Annotated in this window: 11 protein-coding genes and 6 pseudogenes; 8 read left to right on the forward strand and 9 right to left on the reverse strand. The window is 61.6% G+C overall.

The window, feature by feature from the left end; translation table 11 throughout:
• Positions 1-339: 339 nt before the first annotated feature.
• Both HAP54_RS22015 and HAP54_RS22020 read right to left on the reverse strand, forming a co-directional pair.
• Entirely contained in the window at positions 340-597 is a 258-nt protein-coding gene (locus HAP54_RS22015; protein WP_224496563.1) for a hypothetical protein, read from the reverse strand.
• 327 nt (positions 598-924) lie between these two features.
• Positions 925-1,107: pseudogene (locus HAP54_RS22020) on the reverse strand (transposase); the annotation flags it as partial.
• Between the two features lie 259 nt (positions 1,108-1,366).
• On the opposite strand from HAP54_RS22020, the gene HAP54_RS22025 reads away from it, so the two are divergent.
• Positions 1,367-6,121, forward strand: coding sequence for a Ulp1 family isopeptidase (locus tag HAP54_RS22025; RefSeq protein WP_166303834.1), 4,755 nt, complete (start codon positions 1,367-1,369; stop codon positions 6,119-6,121).
• 78 nt (positions 6,122-6,199) lie between these two features.
• On the opposite strand, the pseudogene HAP54_RS22030 reads toward HAP54_RS22025, so the two are convergent.
• Both HAP54_RS22030 and HAP54_RS22035 read right to left on the reverse strand, forming a co-directional pair.
• Positions 6,200-6,601 (reverse strand): annotated as a pseudogene (locus HAP54_RS22030) (transposase); the annotation flags it as partial.
• A complete protein-coding gene (locus tag HAP54_RS22035; protein WP_166303837.1) occupies positions 6,483-7,166 on the reverse strand; it encodes a hypothetical protein in 684 nt (227 codons plus the stop codon). The pseudogene HAP54_RS22030 and the gene HAP54_RS22035, both read right to left, overlap by 119 nt.
• Before the next feature lie 61 nt (positions 7,167-7,227).
• Between HAP54_RS22035 and tnpA the strand changes: the two genes are divergently transcribed.
• The 3 genes from tnpA (at position 7,228) to HAP54_RS22050 (ending at position 8,280) form a co-directional block, all read left to right on the forward strand.
• Entirely contained in the window at positions 7,228-7,674 is a 447-nt protein-coding gene (gene tnpA / locus HAP54_RS22040) for an IS66-like element accessory protein TnpA (RefSeq protein WP_166205731.1), read from the forward strand.
• On the forward strand, positions 7,655-8,008 hold the full coding sequence (tnpB, locus tag HAP54_RS22045; protein WP_166205730.1) for an IS66 family insertion sequence element accessory protein TnpB: 354 nt from the start codon (positions 7,655-7,657) through the stop codon (positions 8,006-8,008). The genes tnpA and tnpB overlap by 20 nt, the downstream gene beginning before the upstream one ends.
• 125 nt (positions 8,009-8,133) lie before the next feature.
• Positions 8,134-8,280 (forward strand): hypothetical protein, encoded by a 147-nt coding sequence (locus tag HAP54_RS22050; RefSeq protein ID WP_166303840.1) that lies wholly within the window; start codon positions 8,134-8,136, stop codon positions 8,278-8,280.
• A gap of 135 nt (positions 8,281-8,415) precedes the next feature.
• Here HAP54_RS22050 and HAP54_RS22055 read toward each other — a convergent pair whose 3' ends face one another.
• The gene (locus HAP54_RS22055; RefSeq protein ID WP_166303842.1) at positions 8,416-9,759 is read right to left on the reverse strand and encodes an IS1380 family transposase; all 1,344 of its coding nucleotides are present in this window, start codon (positions 9,757-9,759) and stop codon (positions 8,416-8,418) included.
• A 122-nt stretch (positions 9,760-9,881) separates the two neighbouring features.
• Between HAP54_RS22055 and tnpC the strand changes: the two are divergent.
• Positions 9,882-11,372: pseudogene (tnpC, locus tag HAP54_RS22060) on the forward strand (IS66 family transposase); the annotation flags it as partial.
• Between the two features lie 17 nt (positions 11,373-11,389).
• On the opposite strand, the gene HAP54_RS22065 reads toward tnpC, so the two are convergent.
• Entirely contained in the window at positions 11,390-11,923 is a 534-nt protein-coding gene (locus HAP54_RS22065; protein ID WP_166303845.1) for a transposase, read from the reverse strand.
• Positions 11,924-11,929: 6 nt separating this feature from the next.
• Here HAP54_RS22065 and HAP54_RS22070 point away from each other — a divergent pair, with 6 nt between their 5' ends.
• A complete protein-coding gene (locus tag HAP54_RS22070; protein WP_165128085.1) occupies positions 11,930-12,283 on the forward strand; it encodes a hypothetical protein in 354 nt (117 codons plus the stop codon).
• Between the two features lie 135 nt (positions 12,284-12,418).
• Here the strand turns inward: HAP54_RS22070 and HAP54_RS22075 are convergent.
• Positions 12,419-12,601: pseudogene (locus HAP54_RS22075) on the reverse strand (transposase); the annotation flags it as partial.
• A gap of 264 nt (positions 12,602-12,865) precedes the next feature.
• Here HAP54_RS22075 and HAP54_RS22080 point away from each other — a divergent pair.
• On the forward strand, positions 12,866-18,505 hold the full coding sequence (locus HAP54_RS22080; RefSeq protein WP_224741833.1) for a Ulp1 family isopeptidase: 5,640 nt from the start codon (positions 12,866-12,868) through the stop codon (positions 18,503-18,505).
• Positions 18,506-18,583: 78 nt separating this feature from the next.
• Here the strand turns inward: HAP54_RS22080 and HAP54_RS22085 are convergent.
• Positions 18,584-19,795: pseudogene (locus HAP54_RS22085) on the reverse strand (IS1380 family transposase); the annotation flags it as partial.
• 546 nt (positions 19,796-20,341) lie between these two features.
• Between HAP54_RS22085 and HAP54_RS22090 the strand changes: the two are divergent.
• Positions 20,342-25,336 (forward strand): Ulp1 family isopeptidase, encoded by a 4,995-nt coding sequence (locus tag HAP54_RS22090; RefSeq protein ID WP_224741832.1) that lies wholly within the window; start codon positions 20,342-20,344, stop codon positions 25,334-25,336.
• A gap of 79 nt (positions 25,337-25,415) precedes the next feature.
• Here HAP54_RS22090 and HAP54_RS22095 read toward each other — a convergent pair.
• Positions 25,416-26,627: pseudogene (locus HAP54_RS22095) on the reverse strand (IS1380 family transposase); the annotation flags it as partial.
• Between the last annotated feature and the right edge of the window lie 77 nt (positions 26,628-26,704).

Genomic DNA, 26,704 nt, shown 5'->3' on the forward strand with positions numbered 1-26,704 from the left:
CATCAGCCCATAGGTTCCACGATGCAGGTTTCATGAAATCGATTGTCTAGTAGGAAGGATGGCTTCGCCGGATTGATTTCCGTCACCTGGAGATTAATCCCGCGCGAAGGTTGCGTGGACGCCGGGCTTGGCGGCAAATCGGGTGCGGTCGTCGCGAACAGGATTCGTTTGCTCGCTTCCGGATCGAAGGGGGGCTGGGCCGCTGGGAATGGCCTCTCCAGAGTCTTCTTATTGCGTCTCAGGCACCAAGAATAAAGTTGGGGTGACGCGGCTTCCCTCCACCTGATGGATTTTCCATCCCTCTCTCCGCCCGCTGGTCCCAAAAGGTTCCAGAGCCAGTCACTCTTCCGAATAAGCCTCCCGTCGGATCGACTCTCGCCCAGTCGTCCCTTGAAGGCGCTCAGCGCAGGGACGCTCAAACGGCGTTACCGAACCGCTGAAATGCCCCTCGAGCTCGGCAACTGCTCTGTGCTCCCACTCATTAGCCTGGGCGAGCAATGAACACCGCTGAAGGGGCCGAAATGCCGCGGCCTGACGGCATAGCGAAGCTATCGCACGATAGCGGCGCACATTTTCTTCAACGGCCAGCCCGGTCATGTGTGGATCCCCCATGTCTTTCACGTGTGCGAACTTGCGGCAGAATTATTTTCGATCCGTTAGCGGCCAGAGTGGAAAGCGTGAATGGTTGGCAAAACCTTGCTGGCACGCTGATGATGAGCGTTCCACCGAAGGATCCACATCAACTGAGCCTTAATAGCCCGTCCTATTCGTGAGAGTGCGTTTTTTTAGTCCGATTGATGTGGCCGCGCATCTGCTCTGACGAGGCGCGCGGGATTGCCTTCGGCTTTTCACCGCCTGACGACCGGTACTTTGCAACGCGCTTGAGGTGTAGGTTGGGCGAACGGGGGGCGGACGCCCCGCCGGTCAAGGACCGAGCGGCAGCAGCGCGCCTGGCAAGCCGCGGATCAGGTCGGCTTCGGGACATGCCGCGGCAAACGCAAGGCGAATGCGGCTCGTGGTCTCGACGACACGGACAGCGAGTTTCAAGAGCCGAAGACGCAGCGTCGCGAACTCGGCAGTGGCCAATTCCCGGACTTTGGGAATTGAGAAGCAGTATTTTGTCTCTGAATCTTCGGTCTATCGGCTGTTGACGGCGAAGCGCGCAGGTCATGCACCATGCTCGCGGCACGTTGTCGGTCATCAGTTTCTCGACAGCTTCCCCATTTAACAGGGTTGGTCGCACTGGAAGCACATCGGCTGCCGATGCTCACGGTGCGTGCCTGTCGAGGGCTGTAAAGGGTGGTTTGTTGCTGATTCCCAGCATGTCAGATCGAAGGCTCGGTTCATATTTTGAAAGGGAGAAGGGATGGATTTCCCCTCGATCAAGTGGGTGCGTGAACAATCGGACAGCACGGGCCCGCAAGAGAGTTCACCCGCGGCGCCGTCCGCAGATGCGGCGACCTTTGAGCGGCAACTGAGCGAGATCGCCAATTCAAGTGGAGGTGGTGGAGCAATGCCCGCCGCCGCTGCGCTGCAGCCGGCTCAGTCAGCTGGGGTTTTGATAGGGCGGAGCAAGCAGCCTCTTTATTCCGAGGACGCTCGCCTTATTTCGGGGCTTGAGGAGGTCCTCCTCCGCAATGGCAACGCCGCCAACCAAACCGCCTACGGCTATGTAAGTTCTCTTCGCAGCTTCGGCCGCTGGCTCTTCGCAAATAACAAAGATCCGATTGCTGCTCGGCTCGACGACCAGTCGCTGACCGATGATGCGCGCGAGGCCATCGAAAAGGGTCATAACAGGGGACTCCGTCTGGCAATTGACCATCTCCGGACCTTCCAGTCGACGGGCGGAGTCGTGCCGATCACAGGCCGCGCTGAGCTAAATCCTCACCCCCAGGACGTGGCTCTCATCAAAGAGTACAAAAACGAAGCAGCGACAGGGACCAGCAAGACGTATGCAGTTTCTCTACGCAGTTTCAGTGACTACCTGCGTGAAAACAACAAGAAGGGCATTGCTGGTCGGCTTTCCGGCAATGCGCTGGATGGAGATGTCGAGAGCTATAGGAAGGTCGCCGGTGCTGATTCGAGGATCGGTGCCGCGCTGGCCCATCTCCGAAAATCGCAGGCCGGCGCTAAAGCGATGGAGCGCGAGCGCCATATTCCCCCCGTTCCTGCTCCCGAAGACGCCGCACTGACGGAGTCGAGGCGGGTCGGCGCCGCCGCTGCGCAGCACAGCGCGTCGCAGGGCGCGGGCAGTTTGCCAGAGGAGCTGCTTCCTGCGGAAGGCTACGATCAGGATTTGGGCCGGATGGACGAACCCGGCCCGTCGTCCTCGGCGCCGCAGCCGGCTCAGTCAACTCGGGTTTTAATGGGGCGGAACAAGCCTCTTTATTCCGAGGACGCTCGCCTTATTTCGGGGCTTGAGAAGGGCCTCATCAAGGGCACCGGCGCCGAGCGCACCGCCAAGGACTATGTATATTCGCTTCGCGGCTTTGGCCGCTGGCTCTTCGCAAATCACAAAAAGGGCATTGTTGCTCGGCTCGACAACGAGTCACTGACCGATGATGCGCGCGAGTTCGCCGGAAACGGTAAGCCCGGTCTCCTCCTTAGGGCAATAGATCGTCTCCGGACCTTCCAGTCGACGGGCGGAGTCGGGCCGATCGCAGGCCGCGCTGAGCTGAATCCTCACCCCCAGGACGTGGCCCTCATCAAAGAATACAAAAACGAAGCAGCGACAGGGACCGGCAAGAGGCATGCAACTGCTCTACGCAGTTTCAGTGACTACCTGCGTGAAAACAACAAGAAGGGCATTGCTGGTCGGCTTTCCGGCAACACGTTGGATGAAGATGTTAAGCGCTATAGGAAGGACGCCGGGGGTAATCCGACTATCGGTGCCGCACTGGCTGATCTCCGAAAATCGCAGGCCGGCGCTAAAGCGATGGAGCGCGAGCGCCATATTTCCCCCGTTCCTGATCCCGAAGACGCGGCACTGATGGAGCCGATGCCCGCCGGCGGCGCCGCTGCGCAGCACAGCGCGTCGCAGGACGCGGGCAGTTGGCCAAAGGAGCTGCTTCCTGCGGAAGGCTACGATCAGGATTTGCTTTGGGAGCTGATGGACGAACCCGGCCCGTCGTCATCTCTCGAGCCAGCCGCGCGCCATGACCAGTCATCGGATCCCGGAGAGACCATTCGTCCCTTGAACTGGGGCTACGACCGCCAGCAGTTCCTGGACGAGCCGATGGGTGCACTTGCCAGGAGCAACCTCCTGCCAAGCGAGGAGGTCCTCATCAACGATGAGCATGACACAGCTGAGTTGAGGCCAGCGAAGAGGCCGAGGCCCCTAGACAATCTGCACGGCCTTGCCAGCGAGCGGCAGCTGAGCGAGATCGCCAATTCAAATGGAGGTGGTGGAGCAATGCCGGCCGCCTCGGCGCTGCAGCCGGCTCAGTCAGCTGGGGTTTTGAAAGGGCGGAGCAAGCAGCCTCTTTATTCCGAGGACGCTCGCCTTATTTCGGGGCTTGAGGAGGTCCTCCGCAATGGCAACGCCGCCAATCCCACCGCCCACGGCTATATATATTCTCTTCGCCGCTTCGGCCGCTGGCTCGTCGCAAATAACAAAGATCCGATTGCTGCTCGGCTCGACGACCAGTCGCTGACCGATGATGCGCGCGAGGCCATCGAAAAGGGTGATAACAGGGGACTCCTTCCGGCAATTGACCATCTCCGGACCTTCCAGTCGACGGGCGGAGTCGTGCCGATCAAAGGCCGCGCTGAGCTAAATCCTCACCCCCAGGACGTGGCTCTCATCGAAGAGTACAAAAACGAAGCAGCGACAGCGACAGGGACCAGCAAGACGTATGCAACTGCTCTACGCAGTTTCAGTGACTACCTGCGTGAAAACAACAAGAAGGGCATTGCTGGTCGGCTTTCCGGCAACACGTTGGATGAAGATGTTAAGCGCTATAGGAAGGACGCCGGGGGTAATCGGACTATCGGCGCCGCACTGGCTGATCTCCGAAAATCGCAGGCCGGCGCTAAAGCGATGGAGCTCGAGCGCCATATTTCCCCCGTTCCTGATCCCGAAAACGCGGTACTGATGGAGCCGTGGCGCGTCGGCGGCGCCGCTGCGCAGCACAGCGCGTCGCAGGACGCGGGCAGTTGGCCAAAGGAGCTGCTTCCTGTAGAAGGCTACGATCAGGATTTGCTTTGGGAGCTGATGGACGAACCCGGCCCGTCGTCATCTCTCGAGCCAGCCGCGCGCCATGACCAGTCATCGGATCCCGGAGAGACCATTCGTCCCTTGAACTGGGGCTACGACCGCCAGCCGTTCCCGGACGAGTCGATGGCTGCACTTGCCAGGAGCAACCTCCCGCCAAGCGAGGAGGTCCTCATCAACGATGAGCATGACACAGCTGAGTTGAGGCCAGCGAAGAGGCCGAGGCCCCTAGACAATCTGCACGGCCTTGCCAGCGAGCGGCAGCTGAGCGAGATCGCCAATTCAGGCGGTCGCCTGCTGACGTCGGCGGCCCCCACCCATCAACAGGGTGCATCGCCATGGCAGGCGCAGCCGATGATGCAGGCGAGCGGGTACGAAGATGCCACGGCGCCGCATGCGGTCGCGACGTACGTCGGGGGCGCCGCTGCGCAGCACAGCGCGCCGCAGGGAGCTGTCAGTCGGCCATTGGTCCTCCCGGAAGGTTACGATCAGGATCTCCGTTTGATGGTGGAAGACGGCCCACCGTGGTCCGGGGTTCCCCCTGAGCAGGCGCAGGACATAGTCCAAGCTGGACAGCAGGAACCTGCCAGGTCCACCTCGACCTGGTCGCCGCAGATGCCGCTCAACTTTGATTGGAGTATGTGGCCGACCCTGGAAGCAGCGTCAGCGCACTCTGCCAGGGCTCCTTCAGACATCGAAGGCGGTCTTGAGGCCGCGGTTCATCCGAATCCGCCCGCACCGTTCGAGTTGCGTGACAATGCTTGGAGCCCGGCGCCTGACTTTCCGCCGCCGTTTGCCGGGCCAGTACCGGGTCATCACCAGGGCGTTCGACAGCCCGGCTCGCCGCAGGGGCTTTCTCCGGCGCCAGCCTTCTCGGATGATGAAGCTTTGGCGTGGTTGCGCGAGGAGCTGGCGCGGCGGCAGATGCAAGAGCCGGCCTCACCATCAACCAGCAGGGCTCCGTCAGACACCTACGGCGGTCTTGAGTCTTTTGTTGATCTGGATGCGCCCACGTCGTCCGAATCACGCGACGATGCTCACTTTGAGCCGGCGCCCGCTGCCAAGTCTCGCTCAGACACCTACGGCGGTCTTGAGTCTTTTGTTGATCTGGATGCGCCCACGCCGACCGAATTGCGCGACGATGCTCACTTTGAGCCGGCGCCCGCTGCCAGGGCTCGCTCAGACACCTACCGTGGTTTTCCATTGGTTGATCTGACTGCGCCCACGCCGTCCGAACCACGCGACGATGCTAATTCTGTACGGCCGTTTCCGAGCACCTCCGCTGATGCTCAGATCGGGGCTTTAGGTCCGACAGCCTCCTCCCACGGCCGCGGGCTGGTGCTCGAGGACACGGAATGGCTGGGCGACGAGCATATCGACAGGGATTACCGGCTCCAGGAGCAGGATTTGCAGAGGTACCATCCGGATCTCGCCGCCCGGACGCGGTTCGTGAATCCCCTCATCGTCCTAAATTATCTGCGCTCTAACGACGATGGCGTCGTGCGAACCGAATTCCAGCGCATCGTCTACGATAATGGTAACGATACAGCCGACTTCCTGTTCCTGCCCGTGATTAATGCCGATCCTGAAGATCCTAATAGCCTCGGCAACCATTGGTCGCTGCTGTTCGTTGATCGCAGCGACCGGGGGCGGCCGGTCGCCTATCACTACGATTCCTATGGCGGACTCAACGACACGGATGCAGAACATCTCGCAGGTCGGCTGGACCTCCACCTGGAGCCAGCCGGCATGGCCCGGCAGCGGAACGGGTATGATTGCGGTGTCTTCGTGGTGGACGGCACGCGGGCGCTGGTTAGGCAATTGGAGCAAGGACGGGAACCACACCTGCTGAACCTCAGCAACCTCGTTGCCAATCGGCAGGCACTGCAGAACCGACTCAGGGGCTGATGTCGCCATGGGCGGTAGCTCAGGCTGGAGCGGCTCACGCCGACGGCCTGGGCCCCCGGGCACGAAGGACCGGAACCAGCGCAGCGTCGCGAACTCGGCTGTGGCCAATTCCCGGGCTTTGGGAATCGCGTCGCGCACGGTCAGCATCAGCCAATAAGCGGCGGTGTGGAGAACGAGGCGGACTTGATTGGCGAGCGCCGAACGGCAGCTGGTGCGATCGGAGGCGAGCTGTGTCTTATGCAGCTTGATCAGATTCTCGGCTTGGCCGCGCGCGCAATACAGGCTGTCGTAGATCCACTCGGCCGAGCCGACATCGAGGCTGGTGACGACGAAACGGATGTCGAGGCCGAGCATCGTCGCCTCAATACGGGCGACGGTACGCCGTTCGCGATCCCAGGACTTGGCCTTGTGGCGCGTCTCGGTATAGCCGCGCAGAACCGGCAGGTTCTCGATGGCGCGTCGCGTGCGTGCGCGGCTTGCGGCCAAGATTGCTCTCGATGGCCTCGATCAGGGGCACCAACTGGCCCTGATCGCTGCCGTGCTGGGTCAGTTCTTGCGCGACAATGATCTGGGCATGTGCATCGACGGCCGCCTGGGCATTATAGGCCTGAACGAAGCCATCCTTCGACTTCATGATGCGGCTTTCCGGATCGGTGAAGTTGCGTTGCGCCTTGGGATTGGGTTCCTCCGATGGCAGCGCCGCCGGTTTGCCCGGCTTCTTGCGGCCTTCGGCCTGGCGCTGCTGTTCCTTTTCGGCCTCGATGCGGCGCTCTTCCTCCGCCGCCAGTTTGGCGTCCGCTTCCAGCGCCGCCATCGCTTGCTGGATCTTCGCCAGCCGTTTCTGCTTGTCGACGGTCCAGTCCGGCAGTTCGTCGCTGTTGCCGAAAGTCTCATCCTCCGAGGCATCCGCCGCCTCGGCGGCCGCCAGCATGCGAGCGACCTCGGCCTTCAATTCCGCCTCGCGCTTCTTCATGCGCTCATAACTCATCGCCTTGTGTTTCGACGCGTTCGCCTTGATCTTCGGTAAGCGCTCCTTTCTACGCACCTATGCAGTTGAGCGCGGGGATGGGATGAGGTGTCCACCATGAGCGAGGTGGACACGATCGATGATCACTCCAGAAGAACCTTTGAGACTTGAGACGGTCGGCGTGTTGCGCAATGGCCGGCGTCGCTATGATCCGGCCAGCAAACAGCGGCTGGTCGAGGCCTGTCTGCAGTCTGGCGTGTCGCTGGCGGGGCTTGCGCTGCAACACGGCGTGAACGCGAACCTGCTGCGCAAGTGGGTGGCCAAGCGACAACTTCAGAACGGGGATGGCCAGCCGGAGGCGCGGGCGCCGATTGCGCCAGCCTTTATTCCGGTTCGCGCGCCGTCGCCGTCGCCAACTCGATCTGCTGGCGCGATTGCGGTTTGCGCGACGGAGCGATCCTGTGCAGGGCGGCTGACGGCATCGATGCCCAACGGCGTGACGCTTTCGCTGGAAGGCGGCGACGCGCAGTTGCTGTCGGCGGTGATTGAAGCGCTGGGGCGTTGCGATGTTCCGACTGGCGTCTGATCTTCGGGTCTACCTTCACCGCGAACCGATTGACTTCCGGGCGGGCATCAACAGCCTGGCGATCGTGGTCGAGCAGTCGATGGGGCTGGATCCGTTCCAGCGCGCGGTGTTCGCGTTCTGCAATCGTCGCCGCGACCGGATCAAGCTGCTGATTTATGATCGGTCAGGATTTTGGATGCTGCTGAAGCGGCTGGAGGCCGACAGATTCCACTGGCCCCGAAGTCAGGAGGCGGTGCTGACGCTGACGACGGAGGAGCTGCACTGGCTGCTTGACGGCATCAACATCGCGGCGGTGCGTCGTCATCCGGTGCGGCAATATCAGAGCGTGGGCTGAGCGTGTTCGATGCGGGCGGCGTCATCGGGCTTCGGCGTGGCCGTTCTCAGATGACGCGGCCGAAGACATGACGAAGACATGGGAGCCCGGTTGACGCGGCGGCATGACTTCGATTCAAGACTCCGATGAGTCGCAAGCCCACGACGCACGAACTGGAAGCCTTGATCGCGGCGCACGCGGCCGAGATCGCGGCGCTGAAGGCCGAAAACGAGAAACTCGCACAACGCGTGCTGCATCTAGCCCGTCCTATTCGTGAGAGTGCGTTTTTTTAGTCCGATTGATGTGGCCGCACATCTGCTCTGACGAGGCGCGCGGGATTGCCTTCGGCTTTTCACCGCCTGACGACCGGTACTTTGCAACGCGCTTGAGGTGTAGGTTGGGCGAACGGGGGGCGGACGCCCCGCCGGTCAAGGACCGAGCGGCAGCAGCGCGCTTGGCAAGCCGCGGATCAGGTCGGCTTCGGGACATGCCGCGGCAAACGCAAGGCGAATGCGGCTCGTGGTCTCGACGACACGGGCAGCGAGTTTCAAGAGACGAAGACGCAGCGTCGCGAACTCGGCTGTGGCCAATTCCCGGGCTTTGGGAATCGCGTCGCGCACGGTCAGCATCAGCCAATAAGCGGCGGTGTGGAGAACGAGGCGGACTTGATTGGCGAGCGCCGAACGGCAGCTGGTGCGATCGGAGGCGAGCTGTGTCTTATGCAGCTTGATCAGATTCTCGGCTTGGCCGCGCGCGCAATACAGGCTGTCGTAGATCCACTCGGCCGAGCCGACATCGAGGCTGGTGACGACGAAACGGATGTCGAGGCCGAGCATCGTCGCCTCAATACGGGCGACGGTACGCCGTTCGCGATCCCAGGACTTGGCCTTGTGGCGCGTCTCGGTATAGCCACGCAGAACCGGCAGGTTCTCGATGGCGCGTCGCGTGCGGATGTCGTCGGCGGCCTCGTCGAGTTTTCTGGCGAGCGGCTTGGTGCCGGACAGACCGAAGATGTAGTCGATGCCGTTGGTCTCGCACCACGCCATTGCCTCCGGCCGGGCATAGTGCCCGTCGCCACGGAACGTAATTCGCGTGTTGTGCCACCGCGTCCGGATATGCCGTATCAGGCGGCGCAGGTGGGCCCGCACCTCGACGCCGCCCGGCGTCTTGCCGGGCCGCAGCACGACCGCCACGGGCCGGCTCTTCTCCGTGTCGTAGACGTGGATCGGCAGGAAGCAGCGTTCGTCATAATGAGCGTTGAACAGCGAGAGCTGCTGATGGCCGTGGACGACATCGCAGGTATCATCGATGTCGAGCGTGACGGATGCCGGCTCGCGCGGGTAGCTATCCATCCATGCGTCGACCAAAGTGTAGGTCAGTCGGATCACGTCGCGCAGGCGCGGAGCATTCTCCAGCCGCGACAGCGTCGGTTGGGAACACAGATCGCGACCCGTGTCCGGCAGCCGTCCGCAGGCCAGCTTGAATGCGGGATCGGACCGCAGATGATCGAGGTCGTCGGCGTCCTCGTAGCCGCAGCAGATCGCGAACATGCGCGCGCGGAACATATCGACAAGGCTGTGCACGACCCGCGTCGGATCGCGCCGATCCGGGAACACCCGGGCCAAATTGTCGGCCAAGCCGAGACGCCGCTCGGCCATCGCCAGAAGCATCACGCCCCCGTTCGAGGCCAGCCGACCGCCATCGAAGGCAGCTGTGACTTTCTTGGCGTGAACGGCTGGAAACGAGAAGGGCAGAATCGTATCATCGGTCATGGCGGGCCTGGTGTTCGCGGCTGAAGGTGATGGGGTTGGCTTTGCAACCGAATCCTACGCCGCATCAGCGCTTTACACCACGCTCGCCAGCCTCTCAGGCGCACTCTGACGAATAAGACGGGCTAGAGGAGCAGTTGCGCCTGGAGCGCCTGCACCGGTATGCGCCGAAGAGCGAAAAGCTCAAGGAGCGCATCTTCAACGAAGCCGAGCAGGCCGCCGCTGAAAGCCGGGACGACGACGATGTCGAGGCGGTCGCCGTGCCGGACACGGGATTGCCGGAGGCTCCAAAGCCGGCGCCGAAGGCACGCGGCCGCAAGCCGCTGCCTGACGATCTGCCGCGCCAACGCGTCGAACACGATCTGGGTGAGGATCAAAAGGACTGTCCGTGCTGCCATAATCGGATGCATCGGATGGGCGAGACCGTCACCGAGCAGTTGCACGTCGAGGTCAAGGCGTCGGTGCTGCAACATGTGCGGTTCAAATATGCCTGCCGTCACTGCGAGCGCACCGCGCTGAACACCCCGATTGTGACCGCGCCGATGCCGGCGCAGCCGCTGCCGGGTAGCGTCGCCACGCCATCGACGCTGGCGCTGGTGCTCGCCAACAAATACGTCGACGGCACGCCGCTGTACCGTGTGGCGGACGCGCTGGGGCGCGCCGACGTCAGCATCAGCCGCGGGACGCTGGGCAACTGGGTGATCCGGGCGAGCGAGTTGCATCTGCATCGGGTCTATGACGCGCTACAGCAAAAGCTCATGTCGCAGCCCCTGGTCCACGGCGACGAAACCTGGGTCCAGGTTCTTAAAGAGGACGGCCGTGATGCGCAGGCCAAATCCTTCATGTGGGCCTATCGCAGCGGCCAGGACTGCGCGCAGCCGGTCGTGCTGTTCGATTACCAGCCCGGTCGCGGCCAGCAACATCCTCAGGCCTTCCTGGCCGGCTATCGCGGCTTGTTGATGAGCGACGGCTATGACGCCTGGCGCACGCTGACAGGCGCGACCCATCTCGGCTGTATGGCGCATGCGCGCAGGAAATTTACCGATGCGCTCAAGGCCAGGACAAAGCCTGGCGGTCCGCCATTGCAGGCGCTCAAGTTCTTCGAGGCGTTGTACGAGGTCGAGAGGGTGGCGCGCCAGACGCCGCCCGACGGCGAAACGCGCGCCGCATACACCTTGCGGCTGCGCCAGCAGCATAGCCTGCCGGTATTGGCCGCCTTCCGGACCTGGCTCGACGACCAGGCGCCGAAGGTGCTACCCGAAAGCTTGACCGGCAAGGCGATCGCCTATGCACGCAACCAATGGGATTATCTGACCCGTTACACCAGTGACGGTCTCGCCCCGATCGATAACAATGTTCTGGAGCGCGACATCAGGCCGTTTTGCACCGGACGAAAAAGTTGGCTGTTCAGCGACACCGTTGCCGGCGCCAAGGCAAGCGCCGTGATCTACAGTTTGGTGCTGACATGCCGGGCATGCGGCGTCGATCCCTATGCATGGCTACGTCACGCGCTCACCGAATTGCCCCAACGCGCGCCAGACGCCGATATCGAAGATCTGTTGCCGTTCAATTGCACCGCTCAAAAAAACCTGCCAGCTGACAACGACAGCGGCTGACCGTCAAACGCTCAGGATCAATCAAGCCGTTCCGATGATCCCGCTGGGCCCCGGCGCCACGCGACGCCGCGGCCAGCCGCGCGCGCAGCCTGTGCAGTAAAATGCGCGCTTACGATCTTCGTACCATCCAGCGCGACATGACCGAGCTTGACCAGCCCGGCCGTCTCGCACAACTTCAGAACCTGCACGAATAGCGCGCCGAGCGCCTTCAAATGTCGCTTGCGAAAGTCGCGGATCGTCCGAAAATCCGGCGCATCCAGCGCCACGATCATCACAAAATCGTTCCGCTCCCGGCAGGCCTTGGCAATCCGACGCGACGAATACAGCCCACTCGCATAGCTATGTAGCAGCAGCGCCACCATCATCCGCGGATCAAACGGCGGCTGCCCAAGCCCGCTCACATAGCTGCCCATGATCTCCCTGAGATCGAGGCTCTCCCGCACCAGATCAACCATAAACCGCGAGACATGGCCTTTCGGCACGAAGTCCTGCACATTCGGCGGCAGAAGCAGCGTCTGATCGATGTTCCAAGGCCGAAAATACTTGCTCATCGCCCAATGTTGAATCAGACCCGACCAGATTTGAACAGCGACTATCCAGACAAGCTCCTAGAAGCACTGGTTACACTTCTCATTAGTTTCAACAAACCTAACGAGGTCCCTAACGCTCCAAATGAAATGGCGCTTCGAGAACTGCATCGGTGCGGGACGCTATTTCTTTTGGACAAGCCGGGCGAATATCGCGACGTTCCCGTTCAAGTCGCCAATATTCAAACTGGGCAGGTTATTTATCAGGCTCCGCCTTCAGGAGATGTTCCAGGATTAATCGAAGAGTTTTTCAAAGAACTTATTGGAATCTGGACGTCAGGGGATGCGCTAGCCCGTCCTATTCGTGAGAGTGCGTTTTTTTAGTCCGATTGATGTGGCCGCACATCTGCTCTGACGAGGCGCGCGGGATTGCCTTCGGCTTTTCACCGCCTGACGACCCGTACTTTGCAACGCGCTTGAGGTGTAGGTTGGGCGAACGGGGGGCGGACGCCCCGCCGGTCAAGGACCGAGCGGCAGCAGCGCGCCGGGCAAGCCGCGGATCAGGTCGGCTTCGGGACATGCCGCGGCGAATGCAAGGCGAGTGCGGCGCGTGGTCTCGACCACACGGGCGGCGATTTTCAAGAGCCGAAGACGCAGCGTCGCTAACTCGGCAGTGGCCAATTCCCGGACTTTGGGAATTGAGAAGCAGTATTTTGTCTCTGAATCTTCGGTCTATCGGCTGTTGACGGCGAAGCGCGCAGGCACATGCACCATGCTGTCTTGGCGCGGCACGTTGGTCATCAGGTTCTCGACAGCTTCCCCATTTAACAGGGTTGGTCGCACTGGAAGCACATCGGCTGCCGATGCTCACGGTGCGTGCCTGTCGAGGGCTGTAAAGGGTGGTTTGTTGCTGATTCCCAGCATGTCAGATCGAAGGCTAGGTTCATATTTTGAAAGGGAGAAGGGATGGATTTCCCCTCGATCAAGTGGGTGCGTGAACAATCGGACAGCACGGGCCCGCAAGAGAGTTCACCCGCGGCGCCGTCCGCAGATGCGGCGACCTTTGAGCGGCAACTGAGCGAGATCGCCAATTCAAATGGAGGTGGTGGAGCAATGCCGGTCGCCTCGGCGCTGCAGCCGGTTCAGTCAGCTGGGGTTTTGAAAGGGCGCAGCAAGCAGCCTCTTTATTCCGAGGATGCTCGCCTTATTTCGGGGCTTGAGGAGGCCCTCCGCAATGGCAACGCCGCCAACCACACCGCCTACCGCTATATATATTCTCTTCGCAGCTTCGGCCGCTGGCTCGTCGCAAATAACAAAGATCCGATTGCTGCTCGGCTCGACGACCAGTCGCTGACCGATGATGCGCGCGAGGCCATCGAAAAGGGTCATAACAGGGCACTCCGTCCGGCAATAGATCGTCTCCGGACCTTCCAGTCGACGGGCGGAGTCGGGCCGATCGCAGGCCGCGCTGAGCTGAATCCTCACCCCCAGGACGTGGCCCTCATCAAAGAATACAAAAACGAAGCAGCGACAGGGACCGGCAAGAGGCATGCAACTGCTCTACGCAGTTTCAGTGACTACCTGCGTGAAAACAACAAGAAGGGCATTGCTGCTCGGCTTTCCGGCAACACGTTGGATGAAGATGTTGAGCGCTATAGGAAGGACGCCGGGGGTAATCCGACTATCGGTGCCGCACTGGCTGATCTCCGAAAATCGCAGGCCGGCGCTAAAGCGATGGAGCGCGAGCGCCATATTTCCCCCGTTCCAGATCCCGAAGACGCGGCACTGATGGAGCCGATGCCCGCCGGCGGCGCCGCTGCGCAGCACAGCGCGTCGCAGGACGCGGGCAGTTGGCCAAAGGAGCGGCTTCCTGCAGAAAGCTACGATCAGGATTTGCTTTGGGAGCTGATGGACGAACCCGGCCCGTCGTCATCTCTCGAGCCAGCCGCGCGCCATGACCAGTCATCGGATCCCGGAGAGTCCATTCATCCCTTGAACTGGGGCTACGACCGCCAGCAGTTCCTGCACGAGCCGATGGCTGCACTTGCCAGGAGCAGCCTCCTGCCAAGCGAGGAGGTCCTCATCAACGATGAGCATGACACAGCTGAGTTGCGGCCAGCGAAGAGGCCGAGGACCCTAGACAATCTGCACGGCCTTGCCAGCGAGCGGCAGCTGAGCGAGATCGCCAATTCAAATGGAGGTGGTGGAGCAATGCCGGCCGCCTCGGCGCTGCAGCCGGTTCAGTCAGCTGGGGTTTTGAAAGGGCGCAGCAAGCAGCCTCTTTATTCCGAGGATGCTCGCCTTATTTCGGGGCTTGAGGAGGCCCTCCGCAATGGCAGCGCCGCCAACGAAACCGCCTACCGCTATATATATTCTCTTCGCAGCTTCGGCCGCTGGCTCGTCGCAAATAACAAAGATCCGATTGCTGCTCGGCTCGACGACCAGTCGCTGACCGATGATGCGCGCGAGGCCATCGAAAAGGGTCATAACAGGGCACTCCGTCCGGCAATAGACCATCTCCGGACCTTCCAGTCGACGGGCGGAGTCGTGCCGATCACAGGCCGCTCTGAGCTAAATCCTCACCCCCAGGACGTGGCTCTCATCAAAGAGTACAAAAACGAAGCAGCGACAGGGACCGGCAAGAGGCATGCAAGTGTTCTTCGCAGTTTCAGTGACTACCTGCGTAAAAGCAGCAAGCCGGGCATTGCTGCTCGGCTTTCCGGCAACACGTTGGATGAAGATGTTAAGCGCTATAGGAAGGACGCCGGTGGGGATCCGAATATCGGTGCCGCACTGGCTGATCTCCGAAAATCGCAGGCCGGCGCTAAAGCGATGGAGCTCGAGCGCCATATTTCCCCCGTTCCTGATCCCGAAAACGCGGCACTGATGGAGCCGATGCCCGCCGGCGGCGCCGCTGCGCAGCACAGCGCGTCGCAGGACGCGGGCAGTTGGCCAAAGGAGCGGCTTCCTGCAGAAGGCTACGATCAGGATTTGCTTTGGGAGCTGATGGACGAACCCGGCCCTTCGTCATCTCTCGAGCCAGCCGCGCGCCATGACCAGTCATCGGATCCCGGAGAGTCCATTCATCCCTTGAACTGGGGCTACGACCGCCAGCAGTTCCTGGACGAGCCGATGGCTGCACTTGCCAGGAGCAACCTCCTGCCAAGCGAGGAGGTCCTCATCAACGATGAGCATGACACAGCTGAGTTGCGGCCAGCGAAGAGGCCGAGGACCCTAGACAATCTGCACGGCCTTGCCGGCGAGCGGCAGCTGAGCGAGATCGCCAATTCAAATGGAGGTGGTGGAGCAATGCCGGCCGCCTCGGCGCTGCAGCCGGCTCAGTCAGCTGGGGTTTTGATAGGGCGGAGCATGGAGCCTCTTTATTCCGAGGACGCTCGCCTTATTTCGGGGCTTGAGGAGGCCCTCCGCAATGGCAACGCCGCCAACCAAACCGCCTACGCCTATGTAAGTTCTCTTCGCAGCTTTGGCCGCTGGCTCTTCGCAAATAACAAAGATCCAATTGCTGCTCGGCTCGACGACCAGTCGCTGACCGATGATGCGCGCGAGGCCATCGAAAAGGGTCATAACAGGGCACTCCGTCCGGCAATAGACCATCTCCGGACCTTCCAGTCGACGGGCGGAGTCGGGCCGATCTCAGGCCGCGCTGAGCTGAATCCTCACCCCCAGGACGTGGCTCTCATCGAAGAGTACAAAAACGAAGCAGCGACAGGGACCGGCAGGATGTATGCAAGTGTTCTTCGCAGTTTCAGTGACTACCTGCGTAAAAGCAGCAAGCCGGGCATTGCTGGTCGGCTTTCCGGCAACACGTTGGATGAAGATGTTAAGCGCTATAGGAAAGACGCCGGTGGGGATCGGAATATCGGTGCCGCACTGGCTGATCTCCGAAAATCGCAGGCCGGCGCTAAAGCGATGGAGTTCGAGCGCTATATTTCCCCCGTTCCTGATCCCGAAGACGCGGCACTGATGGAGCCGTGGGGCGCCGGCGGCGCCGCTGCGCAGCACAGCGCGTCGCAGCGAGCTTTCAGTTGGCCAGAGGAGGTGCTTCCTGTAGAAGGCTACGATCAGGATTTGCTTTGGGAGCTGATGGACGAACCCGGCCCGTCGTCATCTCTCGAGCCAGCCGCGCGCCATGACCAGTCATCGGATCCCGGAGAGACCATTCGTCCCTTGAACTGGGGCTACGACCGCCAGCAGTTCCCGGACGAGCCGATGGCTGCACTTGTCAGGAGCAACCTCCTGCCAAGCGAGGTGGTCCTCATCAACGATGAGCATGACACAGCTGAGTTGCGGCCAGCGAAGAGGCCGAGGACCCTAGACAATCTGCACGGCCTTGCCGGCGAGCGGCAACTGAGCGAGATCGCCAATTCAAGTGGAGGTGGTGGAGCAATGCCGGCCGCCTCGGCGCTGCAGCCGGCTCAGTCAGCTGGGGTTTTGATGGGGCGGAGCAAGCAGCCTCTTTATTCGGAGGACGCTCGCCTTATTTCGGGGCTTGAGAAGGGCCTCATCAAGGGCAACGGCGCCAAGGGCACCGCCAAGAACAATGTAAATACTCTTCTCAGCTTTGGCCGTTGGCTCTTCGCAAATAACAAAGATCCGATTGCTGCTCGGCTCGACGACCAGTCGCTGATCGATGATGCGCGCGAGTTCGCCGGAAACGGTAAGTCCGGTCTCCTCCTAAAGGCAATAGACCATCTCCGGACCTTCCATTCGACGGGCGGGGTCGTGCCGATCGTAGGACGCGCGCAGCTGAAGCCTCACCCCCAGGACGTGGCCCTCATCACAGAGTATAGTAACGAAGGAGCGACCAGCAAGACGTATGCAGTATCTCTACGCAGTTTCAGTGACTACCTGCGTGAAAACAACAAGAAGGGCATTGCTGGTCGGCTTTCCGGCAACACGTTGGATGAAGATGTTAAGCGCTATAGGAAGGACGCCGGGGGTAATCGGACTATCGGTGCCGCACTGGCTGATCTCCGAAAATCGCAGGCCGGCGCTAAAGCGATGGAGTTCGAGCGCTATATTTCCCCCGTTCCTGATCCCGAAGACGCGGCACTGATGGAGCCGTGGCGCGTCGGCGACGCCGCTGCGCAGCACAGCGCGTCGCAGGACGCGGGCAGTTGGCCAGAGGAGGTGCTTCCTGTAGAAGGCTACGATCAGGATTTGCTTTGGGAGCTGATGGACGAACCCGGCCCGTCGTCATCTCTCGAGCCAGCCGCGCGCCATGACCAGTCATCGGATCCCGGAGAGACCATTCGTCCCTTGAACTGGGGCTACGACCGCCAGCAGTTCCCGGACGAGTCGATGGGTGCACTTGCCAGGAGCAACCTCCTGCCAAGCGAGGAGGTCCTCATCAACGATGAGCATGACACAGCTGAGTTGAGGCCAGCGAAGAGGCCGAGGCCCCTAGACAATCTGCACGGCCTTGCCGGCGAGCGGCAGCTGAGCGAGATCGCCAATTCAGGCGGTCGCCTGCTGACGTCGGCGTCCCCCACCCATCAACAGGGTGCATCGCCATGGCAGGCGCAGCCGATGATGCAGGCGAGCGGGCACGAAGATGCCACGGCGCCGCATGTGGTCGCGACGTACGTCGGAGGCGCCGCTGCGCAGCACAGCGCGCCGCAGGGAGCTCGGCCATTGGTCCTCCCGGAAGGTTACGATCAGGACCTGCGTTTGATGGTGGAAGACGGCCCACCGTGGTCCGGGGTTCCCCCTGAGCAGGCGCAGGACATAGTCCAAGCTGGACAGCAGGAACCTGCCAGGTCCACCTCAACCTGGTCGCCGCAGATGCCGCTCAACTTTGATTGGAGTATGTGGCCGACCCTGGAAGCAGCGCCGGCGCCCGCTGCCAGGGCTCGCTCAGACACCTACCGTGGTTTTCCATTGGTTGATCTGACTGCGCCCACGCCGTCCGAACCACGCGACGATGCTAATTCTGTACGGCCGTTTCCGAGCACCTCCGCTGATGCTCAGATCGGGGCTTTAGGTCCGACAGCCTCCTCCCACGGCCGCGGGCTGGTGCTCGAGGACACGGAATGGCTGGGCGACGAGCATATCGACAGGGATTACCGGCTCCAGGAGCTGGATTTGCGGAGGAACCATCCGGATCTCGCCGCCCGGACGCGGTTCGTGAATCCCCTCATCGTCCTAAATTATCTGCGCTCTAACGACGATGGCGTCGTGCGAACCGAATTCCAGCGCATCGTCTACGATAATGGTAACGATACAGCCGACTTCCTGTTCCTGCCCGTGATTAATGCCGATCCTGAAGATCCTAATAGCCTCGGCAACCATTGGTCGCTGCTGTTCGTTGATCGCAGAGACCGGGGGCGGCCGGTCGCCTATCACTACGATTCCTACGGGGGACTCAACCACAAGGATGCAGAACATCTCGCAGGTCGGCTGGACCTCCGCCTGGAGCCAGCCGGCATGGCCCGGCAGCGGAACGGGTATGATTGCGGCGTCTTCGTGGTGGACGGCACGCGGGCGCTGGTTAGGCAATTGGAGCAAGGACGGGAACCAGACCTGCTGAACCTCAGCAACCTCGTTGCCAATCGGCAGGCACTGCAGAACCGACTCAGGGGCTGATGTCGCATGGGCGGATAGCTCAGGCTGGAGCGGCTCACGCCGACGGCCTGGGCCCCCGGGCACGAAGGACCGGAACCAGCGCAGCGTCGCGAACTCGGCTGTGGCCAATTCCCGGGCTTTGGGAATCGCGTCGTGCACGGTCAGCATCAGCCAATAAGCGGCGGTGTGGAGAACGAGGCGGACTTGATTGGCGAGCGCCGAACGGCAGCTGGTGCGATCGGAGGCGAGCTGTGTCTTATGCAGCTTGATCAGATTCTCGGCTTGGCCGCGCGCGCAATACAGGCTGTCGTAGATCCACTCGGCCGAGCCGACATCGAGGCTGGTGACGACCAAACGGATGTCGAGGCCGAGCATCGTCGCCTCAATACGGGCGACGGTACGCCGTTCGCGATCCCAGGACTTGGCCTTGTGGCGCGTCTCGGTATAGCCACGCAGAACCGGCAGGTTCTCGATGGCGCGTCGCGTGCGGATGTCGTCGGCGGCCTCGTCGAGTTTTCTGGCGAGCGGCTTGGTGCCGGACAGACCGAAGATGTAGTCGATGCCGTTGGTCTCGCACCACGCCATTGCCTCCGGCCGGGCATAGTGCCCGTCGCCACGGAACGTAATTCGCGTGTTGTGCCACCGCGTCCGGATATGCCGTATCAGGCGGCGCAGATGGGCACGCACCTCGACGCCGCCCGGCGTCTTGCCGGGCCGCAACACGACCGCCACGGGCCGGCTCTTCTCCGTGTCGTAGACGTGGATCGGCAGGAAGCAGCGTTCGTCATAATGAGCGTTGAACAGCGAGAGCTGCTGATGGCCGTGGACGACATCGCAGGTATCATCGATGTCGAGCGTGACGGATGCCGGCTCGCGCGGGTAGCTATCCATCCATGCGTCGACCAAAGTGTAGGTCAGTCGGATCACGTCGCGCAGGCGCGGAGCATTCTCCAGCCGCGACAGCGTCGGTTGGGAACACAGATCGCGACCCGTGTCCGGCAGCCGTCCGCAGGCCAGCTTGAATGCGGGATCGGACCGCAGATGATCGAGGTCGTCGGCGTCCTCGTAGCCGCAGCAGATCGCGAACATGCGCGCGCGGAACATATCGACAAGGCTGTGCACGACCCGCGTCGGATCGCGCCGATCCGGGAACACCCGGGCCAAATTGTCGGCCAAGCCGAGACGCCGCTCGGCCATCGCCAGAAGCATCACGCCCCCGTTCGAGGTCAGCCGACCGCCTTCGAAGGCAGCTGTGACTTTCTTGGCGTGAACGGCTGGAAACGAGAAGGGCGGAATCGTATCATCGGTCATGGCGGGCGTGGTGTTCGCGGCTGAAGGTGATGGGGTGGCTTTGCAACCGAATCCTACGCCGCATCAGCGCTTTACACCACGCTCGCCAGCCTCTCAGGCGCCCTCTGACGAATAAGACGGGCTAGACGACATCGCCGATGCAATAGGCGTTTCAAGATTAATACTGAATTGTAAGGCACCAAAAGTTGGTTGCGTTTCGATTTTGACTCGCGCGTTCAGCGCATCCTGTCAAGATGTTGGCTGGAGATAGTCCTCGCCGCGAAAGCTGGCCGTACGCCTCACCGATGAGAAGCAGTATTTTGTCTCTGAATCTTCGGTCTATCGGCTGTTGACGGCGAAGCGCGCAGGTCATGCACCATGCTCGCGGCACGTTGTCGTCATCAGTTTCTCGACAGCTTCCCCATTTAACAGGGTTGGTCGCACTGGAAGCACATCGGCTGCCGATGCTCACGGTGCGTGCCTGTCGAGGGCTGTAAAGGGTGGTTTGTTGCTGATTCCCAGCATGTCAGATCGAAGGCTAGGTTCATATTTTGAAAGGGAGAAGGGATGGATTTCCCCTCGATCAAGTGGGTGCGTGAACAATCGGACAGCACGGGCCCGCAAGAGAGTTCACCCGCGGCGCCGTCCGCAGATGCGGCGACCTTTGAGCGGCAACTGAGCGAGATCGCCAATTCAAATGGAGGTGGTGGAGCAATGCCGGCCGCCTCGGCGCTGCAGCCGGCTCAGTCAACGGGGGTTTTGATAGGGCGGAGCAAGCAGCCTCTTTATTCCGAGGACGCTCGCCTTATTTCGGGGCTTGAGGAGGTCCTCCTCCGCAATGGCAACGCCGCCTACAAAACCGCCTCCAGCTATGTAGGTTCTCTTCGCAGCTTCGGCCGCTGGCTCTTCGAAAATAACAAAGATCCGATTGCTGCTCGGCTCGACGACCAGTCGCTGACCGATGATGCGCGCGAGGCCATCGAAAAGGGTCATAACAGGAGACTCCGTCCGGCAATAGACCATCTCCGGACCGTCCAGTCGACGGGCGAAGTCGCGCCGATCACAGGCCGCGCTGAGCTAAATCCTCACCCTCAGGACGTGGCTCTCATCAAAGAGTACAAAAACGAAGCAGCGACAAGGACCAGCAAGATTTATGCAGGTTTTCTTCGCAGTTTCAGTGACTACCTGCGTGAAAACAACAAGAAGGGCATTGCTGCTCGGCTTTCCGGCAACACGTTGGATGAAGATGTTAAGCGCTATAGGAAGGACGCCGGGGGTAATCGGCGTATCGGTGCCGCGCTGGCCGATCTCCGAAAATCGCAGGCCGGCGCTAAAGCGATGGAGTTCGAGCGCCATATTTCCCCCGTTCCTGATCTCGAAGACGCGGTACTGATGGAGCCGTGGCGCGTCGGCGACGCCGCTGCGCAGCACAGCGCGTCGCAGGACGCGGGCAGTCGGCCATTGGTCCTCCCGGAAGGCTACGATCAGGATTTGCTTTGGGAGCTGATGGACGAACCCGGCCCGTCGTCATCTCTCGAGCCAGCCGCGCGCCATGACCAGTCATCGGATCCCGGAGAGACCATTCGTCCCTTGAACTGGGGCTACGACCGCCAGCCGTTCCTGGACAAGCCGATGGCTGCACTTGCCAGGAGCAACCTCCTGCCAAGCGAGGAGGTCCTCATCAACGATGAGCATGACACAGCTGAGTTGCGGCCAGCGAAGAGGCCGAGGACCCTAGACAATCTGCACGGCCTTGCCGGCGAGCGGCAACTGAGCGAGATCGCCAATTCAAGTGGAGGTGGTGGAGCAATGCCCGCCGCCGCTGCGCTGCAGCCGGCTCAGTCAGCTGGGGTTTTGATAGGGCGGAGCATGGAGCCTCTTTATTCCGAGGACGCTCGCCTTATTTCGGGGCTTAAGAAGGCCCTCATCAAGGGCAATGTCCCCAACCAAACCGCCTACAGCTATGTATATTCTCTTCGCAGCTTCAGCCGCTGGCTCTTCGCAAATAACAAAGATCCGATTGCTGCTCGGCTCGACGACCAGTCGCTGACCGATGATGCGCGCGAGGCCATCGAAAAGGGTCATCACAGGAACCTCCGTCCGGCAATAGGCCATCTCCGGACCGTCCAGTCGACGGGCGGAGTCGCGCCGATCACAGGCCGCGCTGACCTAAATCCTCACCCCCAGGACGTGGCCCTCATCAAAGAGTACAAAAACGAAGCAGCGACAAGGACCAGCAAGATTTATGCAGGTTTTCTTCGCAGTTTCAGTGACTACCTGCGTGAAAACAACAAGAAGGGCATTGCTGGTCGGCTTTCCGGCAACACGTTGGATGAAGATGTTAAGCGCTATAGGGACGCCGGGGGTAATCGGAATATCGGTGCCGCACTGGCTGATCTCCGAAAATCGCAGGCCGGCGCTAAAGCGATGGAGCTCGAGCGCCATATTTCCCCAGTTCCTGATCCCGAAGACGCGGCACTGATGGAGCCGTGGCGCGTCGGCGACGCCGCTGCGCAGCACAGCGCGCCGCAGGGAGCTGTCAGTCAGCCATTGGTCCTCCCGGAAGGTTACGATCAGGATTTGCTTTGGGAGCTGATGGACGAACCCGGCCCGTCGTCATCTCTCGAGCCAGCCGCGCGCCATGACCAGTCATCGGATCCCGGAGAGACCATTCGTCCCTTGAACTGGGGCTACGACCGCCAGCAGTTCCTGGACGAGCCGATGGCTGCACTTGCCAGGAGCAACCTCCTGCCAAGCGAGGAGGTCCTCATCAACGATGAGCATGACACAGCTGAGTTGCGGCCAGCGAAGAGGCCGAGGACCCTAGACAATCTGCACGGCCTTGCCGGCGAGCGGCAGCTGAGCGAGATCGCCAATTCAAATGGAGGTGGTGGAGCAATGCCGGCCGCCTCGGCGCTGCAGCCGGCTCAGTCAGCTGGGGTTTTGATAGGGCGGAGCATGGAGCCTCTTTATTCCGAGGACGCTCGCCTTATTTCGGGGCTTGAGGAGGCCCTCCGCAATGGCAACGCCGCCAACCAAACCGCCTACGCCTATGTAAGTTCTCTTCGCAGCTTTGGCCGCTGGCTCTTCGCAAATAACAAAGATCCAATTGCTGCTCGGCTCGACGACCAGTCGCTGACCGATGATGCGCGCGAGGCCATCGAAAAGGGTCATAACAGGAGACTCCGTCCGGCAATAGACCATCTCCGGACCTTCCAGTCGACGGGCGGAGTCGGGCCGATCACAGGCCGCGCTGAGCTAAATCCTCCCCCCCAGGACGTGGCTCTCATCGAAGAGTACAAAAACGAAGCAGCGACAGGGACCAGCAAGACGTATGCAGTTGCTCTACGCAGTTTCAGTGACTACCTGCGTGAAAACAACAAGAAGGGCATTGCTGGTCGGCTTTCCGGCAACACGTTGGATGAAGATGTTAAGCGCTATAGGAAGGACGCCGGGGGTAATCGGCGTATCGGTGCCGCGCTGGCCGATCTCCGAAAATCGCAGGCCGGCGCTAAAGCGATGGAGTTCGAGCGCCATATTTCCCCCGTTCCTGATCTCGAAGACGCGGTACTGATGGAGCCGTGGCGCGTCGGCGACGCCGCTGCGCAGCACAGCGCGTCGCAGGACGCGGGCAGTCGGCCATTGGTCCTCCCGGAAGGCTACGATCAGGATTTGCTTTGGGAGCTGATGGACGAACCCGGCCCGTCGTCATCTCTCGAGCCAGCCGCGCGCCATGACCAGTCATCGGATCCCGGAGAGACCATTCGTCCCTTGAACTGGGGCTACGACCGCCAGCAGTTCCTGGACGAGCCGATGGCTGCACTTGCCAGGAGCAACCTCCTGCCAAGCGAGGAGGTCCTCATCAACGATGAGCATGACACAGCTGAGTTGAGGCCAGCGAAGAGGCCGAGGCCCCTAGACAATCTGCACGGCCTTGCCAGCGAGCGGCAGCTGAGCGAGATCGCCAATTCAGGCGGTCGCCTGCTGACGTCGGTGGCCCCCACCCATCAACAGGGTGCATCGCCATGGCAGGCGCAGCCGATGATGCAGGCGAGCGGGCACGAAGATGCCACGGCGCCGCATGCGGTCGCGACGTACGTCGGAGGCGCCCCTGCGCACAGCGCGCCGCAGGGAGGTTACGATCAGGATCTGCGTTTGATGGTGGAAGACGGCCCACCGTGGTCCGGGGTTCCCCCTGAGCAGGCGCAGGAGATAGTCCAAGCTCGAGAGCAGGAACCTGCCAGGTCCACCTCAACCTGGTCGCCGCAGATGCCGCTCAACTTTGATTGGAGTATGTGGCCGACCCTGGAAGCAGCGTCAGCGCACTCTGCCAGGGCTCCTTCAGACATCGAAGGCGGTCTTGAGGCAGCGGTTCATCCGAATCCGCCCGCACCGTTCGAGTTGCGTGACAATGCTTGGAGCCCGGCGCCTGACTTTCCGCCGCCGTTTGCCGGGCCAGTACCGGGTCATCACCAGGGCGTTCGACAGCCCGGCTCGCCGCAGGGGCTTTCTCCGGCGCCAGCCTTCTCGGATGATGAAGCTTTGGCGTGGTTGCGCGAGGAGCTGGCGCGGCGGCAGATGCAAGAGCCGGCCTCACCATCAACCAGCAGGGCTCCGTCAGACACCTACGGCGGTCTTGAGTCTTTTGTTGATCTGGATGCGCCCACGTCGTCCGAATCACGCGACGATGCTCACTTTGAGCCGGCGCCCGCTGCCAAGTCTCGCTCAGACACCTACGGCGGTCTTGAGTCTTTTGTTGATCTGGATGCGCCCCCGCCGTCCGAATTGCGCGACGATGCTCACTTTGAGCCGGCGCCCGCTGCCAGGGCTCGCTCAGACACCTACCGTGGTTTTCCATTGGTTGATCTGACTGCGCCCACGCCGTCCGAACCACGCGACGATGCTAATTCTGTACGGCCGTTTCCGAGCACCTCCGCTGATGCTCAGATCGGGGCTTTAGGTCCGACAGCCTCCTCCCACGGCCGCGGGCTGGTGCTCGAGGACACGGAATGGCTGGGCGACGAGCATATCGACAGGGATTACCGGCTCCAGGAGCTGGATTTGCGGAGGAACCATCCGGATCTCGCCGCCCGGACGCGGTTCGTGAATCCCCTCATCGTCCTAAATTATCTGCGCTCTAACGACGATGGCGTCGTGCGAACCGAATTCCAGCGCATCGTCTACGATAATGGTAACGATACAGCCGACTTCCTGTTCCTGCCCGTGATTAATGCCGATCCTGAAGATCCTAATAGCCTCGGCAACCATTGGTCGCTGCTGTTCGTTGATCGCAGAGACCGGGGGCGGCCGGTCGCCTATCACTACGATTCCTACGGGGGACTCAACCACAAGGATGCAGAACATCTCGCAGGTCGGCTGGACCTCCGCCTGGAGCCAGCCGGCATGGCCCGGCAGCGGAACGGGTATGATTGCGGCGTCTTCGTGGTGGACGGCACGCGGGCGCTGGTTAGGCAATTGGAGCAAGGACGGGAACCAGACCTGCTGAACCTCAGCAACCTCGTTGCCAATCGGCAGGCACTGCAGAACCGACTCAGGGGCTGATGTCGCCATGGGCGGATAGCTCAGGCTGGAGCGGCTCACGCCGACGGCCTGGGCCCCCGGGCACGAAGGACCGGAACCAGCGCAGCGTCGCGAACTCGGCTGTGGCCAATTCCCGGGCTTTGGGAATCGCGTCGTGCACGGTCAGCATCAGCCAATAAGCGGCGGTGTGGAGAACGAGGCGGACTTGATTGGCGAGCGCCGAACGGCAGCTGGTGCGATCGGAGGCGAGCTGTGTCTTATGCAGCTTGATCAGATTCTCGGCTTGGCCGCGCGCGCAATACAGGCTGTCGTAGATCCACTCGGCCGAGCCGACATCGAGGCTGGTGACGACCAAACGGATGTCGAGGCCGAGCATCGTCGCCTCAATACGGGCGACGGTGCGCCGTTCGCGATCCCAGGACTTTGCCTTGTGGCGCGTCTCGGTATAGCCACGCAGAACCGGCAGGTTCTCGATGGCGCGTCGCGTGCGGATGTCGTCGGCGGCCTCGTCGACTTTTCTGGCGAGCGGCTTGGTGCCGGACAGACCGAAGATGTAGTCGATGCCGTTGGTCTCGCACCACGTCATGGCCTCCGGCCGGGCATAGTGCCCGTCGCCACGGAACGTAATTCGCGTGTTGTGCCACCGCGTCCGGATATGCCGTATCAGGCGGCGCAGATGGGCACGCACCTCGACGCCGCCCGGCGTCTTGCCGGGCCGCAGCACGACCGCCACGGGCCGGCTCTTCTCCGTGTCGTAGACGTGGATCGGCAGGAAGCAGCGTTCGTCATAATGAGCGTTGAACAGCGAGAGCTGCTGATGGCCGTGGACGACATCGCAGGTATCATCGATGTCGAGCGTGACGGATGCCGGCTCGCGCGGGTAGCTATCCATCCATGCGTCGACCAAAGTGTAGGTCAGTCGGATCACGTCGCGCAGGCGCGGAGCATTCTCCAGCCGCGACAGCGTCGGTTGGGAACACAGATCGCGACCCGTGTCCGGCAGCCGTCCGCAGGCCAGCTTGAATGCGGGATCGGACCGCAGATGATCGAGGTCGTCGGCGTCCTCGTAGCCGCAGCAGATCGCGAACATGCGCGCGCGGAACATATCGACAAGGCTGTGCACGACCCGCGTCGGATCGCGCCGATCCGGGAACACCCGGGCCAAATTGTCGGCCAAGCCGAGACGCCGCTCGGCCATCGCCAGAAGCATCACGCCCCCGTTCGAGGTCAGCCGACCGCCTTCGAAGGCAGCTGTGACTTTCTTGGCGTGAACGGCTGGAAACGAGAAGGGCGGAATCGTATCATCGGTCATGGCGGGCGTGGTGTTCGCGGCTGAAGGTGATGGGGTTGGCTTTGCAACCGAATCCTACGCCGCATTAGCGCTTTACA

Source organism: Bradyrhizobium sp. 2S1 (assembly GCF_011516625.5).
Classification (GTDB): Bacteria; Pseudomonadota; Alphaproteobacteria; order Rhizobiales; family Xanthobacteraceae; genus Bradyrhizobium; species Bradyrhizobium septentrionale.